Annotated in this window: 6 protein-coding genes; 3 read left to right on the forward strand and 3 right to left on the reverse strand. The window is 64.4% G+C overall.

Annotated features, from left to right (window positions below):
- On the forward strand, positions 1 to 303 hold a 303-nt coding region (locus ACRDUX_RS40695; RefSeq protein WP_526423205.1), incomplete at its 5' end, for a YceI family protein.
- Between the two features lie 11 nt (positions 304 to 314).
- A complete protein-coding gene (locus ACRDUX_RS40700; RefSeq protein WP_526423213.1) occupies positions 315 to 1,139 on the forward strand; it encodes a fumarylacetoacetate hydrolase family protein in 825 nt (274 codons plus the stop codon).
- An 8-nt stretch (positions 1,140 to 1,147) separates the two neighbouring features.
- Here the strand turns inward: ACRDUX_RS40700 and ACRDUX_RS40705 are convergent, their stop codons facing one another.
- From ACRDUX_RS40705 to ACRDUX_RS40715, 3 genes are read right to left on the reverse strand one after another with little or no spacing between them, the layout of a single operon-like run.
- Positions 1,148 to 1,882 carry a TetR/AcrR family transcriptional regulator gene (locus tag ACRDUX_RS40705; RefSeq protein ID WP_526423207.1) on the reverse strand — a complete coding sequence of 245 codons (735 nt, stop codon included), beginning with the start codon at positions 1,880 to 1,882 and terminating at the stop codon, positions 1,148 to 1,150.
- 15 nt (positions 1,883 to 1,897) lie between these two features.
- Entirely contained in the window at positions 1,898 to 2,455 is a 558-nt protein-coding gene (locus tag ACRDUX_RS40710) for an Rv1363c family protein (protein ID WP_526423215.1), read from the reverse strand.
- A gap of 5 nt (positions 2,456 to 2,460) precedes the next feature.
- Positions 2,461 to 3,096 carry an Rv1363c family protein gene (locus tag ACRDUX_RS40715; RefSeq protein WP_526423209.1) on the reverse strand — a complete coding sequence of 212 codons (636 nt, stop codon included), beginning with the start codon at positions 3,094 to 3,096 and terminating at the stop codon, positions 2,461 to 2,463.
- A 380-nt stretch (positions 3,097 to 3,476) separates the two neighbouring features.
- On the opposite strand from ACRDUX_RS40715, the gene ACRDUX_RS40720 reads away from it, so the two are divergent.
- Positions 3,477 to 4,244 carry an MlaE family ABC transporter permease gene (locus ACRDUX_RS40720; RefSeq protein ID WP_526423211.1) on the forward strand — a complete coding sequence of 256 codons (768 nt, stop codon included), beginning with the start codon at positions 3,477 to 3,479 and terminating at the stop codon, positions 4,242 to 4,244.
- Positions 4,245 to 4,389: the final 145 nt, after the last annotated feature.

Consider the following 4,389-nt stretch of genomic DNA (forward strand, 5'->3'; position numbering starts at 1 on the left):
GCGCGGTACCGGTCCCGGCGAATCGATGTCGGGGGCCGGCCCGGTGAATTCCTGCTCCACGGGGATCTCGAGTTGTTGGGCGTCACCAGGGAGGTCCCGCTGCGAATTCGGTTGGAGCGCTTCACCGATGGTGACCGGCGCCGGCCGGTCGTCACCGGTACCGGTGAGTTCGCCCGCCGCGACTTCGGTTTCGTGTATCAGGTGCGCCCACGCTTCCTCGATCGCGCGATTTCGTCGACAGTGGGCATTCAGGCTCGACTCGAGGCGGCGCCTGCCGCCACACCCGAAGGGACACGACACTGAAGATCGCAAGGATCCGTCACGAGGACGCCGATGTCTGGGGTCTGGTGGACGTCGATACTCACACCGTGCAGCCGATACGCGGTGGCATCGAGCAGTGGGGTCCGGCGGCAGCCGCCGGTGCTGCGGACTTCGAACCGTACGGTCGGCCGTTGGCCATGGCCGATGTCCGGTGGCTGCCCCCGATCACACCGACGTCCACGATCGTTGGTGTCGGCATGAACTACTGGTCACACCTGGAGAAGCTGGGCGTGACCGAGCGTCCGAAGACCACGCTCGGTTTTCTCAAACCGCAGGTAGCGGTCATCGGCCACGGTGACGTCCTGGCCAATCCCATGATCACCGAACAACTGGACTTCGAGGTCGAACTCGTCGTGGTGATGGCGAAGTCGGTGAGGAGTGCAGGCGGGCGGCCCACCGACGCGGTGCTCGGCTACACCGTGGGCAACGACGTGAGCGCCAGGGACGCGCCGGCGCCGATGAGCGGTGGGCTGGATCTGTTCTCCATCAAGGCGCTCGGTGGCACCACACCAGTGGGGCCGTGGATCACGACCAGGGACGAATTCGGCGGGCCGGGTCAGATCGACGTCGGCATCTCGCTACGCGTCAATGGTGAACAGCGCCAACATGACCGCACCGGCAAGATGATCTTCAGCATCGACGAGTGTCTGGAGTACGTCGTCGCCAGGATGCCGCTCACCGCAGGTGACATCGTATTCACGGGGACGACCGATGGCGTCGGCTTCGAGGACGGGCGCTATCTACAGGAGGGCGACATCGTCGAGGCCGAGGTGGAAGGCGTCGGGGTGTTACGCAACGTGGTCGGCGCAAGACGCTGACGATGCCGTCAGCCGGCGGCCCGTCGGCCGCGCTGGCCACGCGACCTGCGAGGCTCCAGCCCGGCTGACGCGCCCAGTACGACCAGGACGTCGCGGAAGTCGCGGTAATCGCGCGATGGCATGAAGAAATGCGAAAACGCCATCCGCACAATCAAGTCGACGACTTCGTCCAAGGTCGCCGATCCCCCCAGGACTGCGGCACTGTCACCGAGCACCGGCTCCAAGGCTTCGCGAAGCACCGCGGACAACTGCGGGATGACTCGCTTGATGTACGCCAATACGAAACCCGGCTCGAGCTGGCCGATTTGCATGGTGACCGGATTCTCCAACCAGAACCGCAGCATCACATCGATAACGATCCCCAGACGATCTGTGGGTTCGGGATTGTCCGCGATGGACTGCTGCAGTACGGCCTGCAGGTTCTTCACGAAGTGGTCACCCAGCGACGCGAGTAGCTGATCCTTGTTGGTGAAATACCGGTACAGCGTGCCGACCGACACCCCCGCCTCGGCTGCGATGTCGCTCATGGCCAGCTTCTTCGGCCCCTGCCGGGCAATCGCGCGCAGGGCGCCGTCGAAGATACGCCCCTCGGTATGTGCTCTCGATGCCAACGGATGGGCCTTTCGTGAACGCGCCCCCAGGGTGAAGAGGCTGCCGAATCGCACTATCCTACCGCACTGAGTGAGATGAACTGCTTGGATCTCAAGTGTCTCAACAGCGCAATCGAGTGAGGACGCCCCCATCGGCGCCGAGCGTGGTTAAACCGGTGTGAGATCCGAGATCAGCCAGCGATCTGCGACCTTGTCGAGCGTCACCCTCACGGCTGACGCGGTGCTGCTCGGTGCGTCAGTACCGACGGTGATCGTCTGATTGACGAATAAGAGTGCAGCGGCGTGACTTTCACTTGCCGATATCGATGAGGCAGCCGGCACGGTCGCTACCGCCGTGATGTTCTTCTGTTTCGCGCCGGGGATGACGACGTCGTTCGTCAACTGAGTGTAGGAATCCCTGAACGGGCCGGTCAGGCCGTCACGCGCCGCTCCGAGGTCACGTTCCACCGTCTGGGGTTCATACGACAACATCTTGATCGTGCCGGCGGTGGCAGACTGCACCGACGCGATGGCCGCTGCCTCGGAGTCGCGGACTGACGAATCGGTCCACTTGAGGTATCCGGCGCCGACGGCCAACAGGAGCGCAAGGGCGGGCGCGCCGCCGAAGACCAGCAGCCGCTTCCACTCGACGCCGCGGCGCCTGGCGGTGCGTACGTCGGCCTTCTCAACCGCATCTTCAATGGCGCGCTTGCCTCTCCATGCCAACCGGGTCACGGAACGAACTCAACCTTGGACACCTTCGCACCATCCCCGATCTCCTCGACGCCGACACGCATCCGCCAATGGCGGGGTTCCTGTTCTGCTGCCCCGACATTGGACGTCTTAACGGACACGGACACCAGGACCTGTGCCGTATCACCGGTCACGGTCTCGATACCGGCTTCCGTGATCGAACCCTCTGACTTCGACTGTGCTTGCTTGACCACCTGGGCGAATTCCGGCGCCTCCCTCTGGAAGAGGTCGTGGAAGTCACCCGTCGCCGACTCGAGGACACGCTGGATGTCCGTATCCACTCGGCTGTAGTCGATGGTCGTCAAGTTGAGTGCGCCCTGTCGGCCGACCTGGAGGAAGAGTTGCCGCAGCTCCTGTGCCTGCTGCGATTGGTGTGCGCGATACGCCAACCAGCCGACCAAGCCGCCCACCGTGACGAGTATCGCGACGACGACGAGCGCCCCTAGTGCGGTTGGCGCCAGCCGCCGTGTGGTCGTTTCTCCGGGTGCCGCGCCGGTCGCAGCGTCACCCGTGGTGCACTCGGCGACTGTGTCGGTCGGTGTGCAGGCGCTGGGCTCCTCATGGGTGGCGGTCGAACCGTTCGGTTCCCCTTCGGCGAACGCGTCGTCGGTCATCTCTGCTCCTTTCTGGGGGTTTCGATCAGATGGTGCGGTGTCGGGACGGTGACGCCAAAGCCACCTGCGGCGGCCGCACGGTGCGCGGTTGCGCTGTATACCAACAGGATTGCACATCGTGCCGCGCGACAATGCGGAATGCGCATCGCCGATTCGGCGCATCCCCAACGTTTCGGTGACGTGCCTGGGCGCGGGATGGGGAAACGTATCGCTCTGGCTATTGACCAATTATTGTTATGTAACTAAAGTTTCGCCGCGATGAACAGTCTGTGCCCCCACCGGTTGCTCCACCCACCCGCGGGCGGGCGGCCGACGGGATGGTTCGCCGTCTTCCGTGCCGGCGGCGTACCTGTCGGTTTTCTCCGCTCTGGGAGGTGTCCGTGAGTTCCGCGAGTGGCGTCACCAAGCCGTTGCGTGCCGTGGGTGACTTCTTGGCGCTGGCACTGGACACGTTCGTGCAGATGCCGCGACGGCCGTTTGCCACCCGGGAGTTCGTCTTGCAGAGCTGGTTCGTCGCACGCGTATCGCTCGCACCGACGCTGATGTTGTCGATCCCCTTCACCGTGCTGACCGTGTTCACCTTGAACATCCTGCTGATCGAGTTCGGCGCAGGCGACTTCTCGGGTAGCGGTGCGGCTCTTGCCGGCGTCACGCAGATCGGCCCGCTCGTTACGGTGTTGGTGGTGGCGGGCGCAGGCGCGACGGCGATGTGTGCCGATCTCGGCTCGCGCACCATCCGCGAAGAACTCGACGCGCTGCGGGTGCTCGGTATCAACCCGGTTCAGGCCCTAGTGGTGCCACGCGTGCTCGCCGCGACGGTGGTGTCACTGCTGTTGGCCGGAGTGGTGATTCTGACGGGTCTCATCGGCAGTTTCGTCTTCTCGGTGTTCGTCCAGCACGTAACGCCGGGCGCGTTCGCGGCCGGTGTCACGTTGCTCACTGGAACGCCGGAACTGGTCATCGCCCTGATCAAGGCCGGCATCTTCGGTATGACGGCGAGCCTGATCGCCTGTTACAAGGGCATCTCGGTAGGGGGCGGCCCGGCTGCCGTCGGCAATGCCGTCAACGAAACGGTCGTCTTCTCGTTCGTGTCGCTGTTCGTCATCGACGTCATCGTGACTGCGGTCGGCATCAAGGCCACCGCATGAGTGTGAGCGCTCCCAGGTCGCGCTGGCCGCGCCTGAAGCGGGAAGTGGATGGCCTTGCCCAAGCCTCCAACCGCCTTGGCGCTCAGGCCCGCTTCTACGCCAAGACACTTGGGGCGGTAGGGGACGCCGTCACGCACTACCGGGC

The sequence above is a fragment of the Mycobacterium sp. genome, from assembly GCF_050701675.1.
In the GTDB taxonomy this organism is placed as follows: domain Bacteria; phylum Actinomycetota; class Actinomycetes; order Mycobacteriales; family Mycobacteriaceae; genus Mycobacterium.

Coding starts and splice junctions, on each gene's coding strand:
- ACRDUX_RS40705 (WP_526423207.1), bottom strand. CDS start 1,882: ATGGGGGCGTCCTCACTCGATTGCGCTGTTGAGACACTTGAGATCCAA.
- ACRDUX_RS40715 (WP_526423209.1), bottom strand. CDS start 3,096: ATGACCGACGACGCGTTCGCCGAAGGGGAACCGAACGGTTCGACCGCC.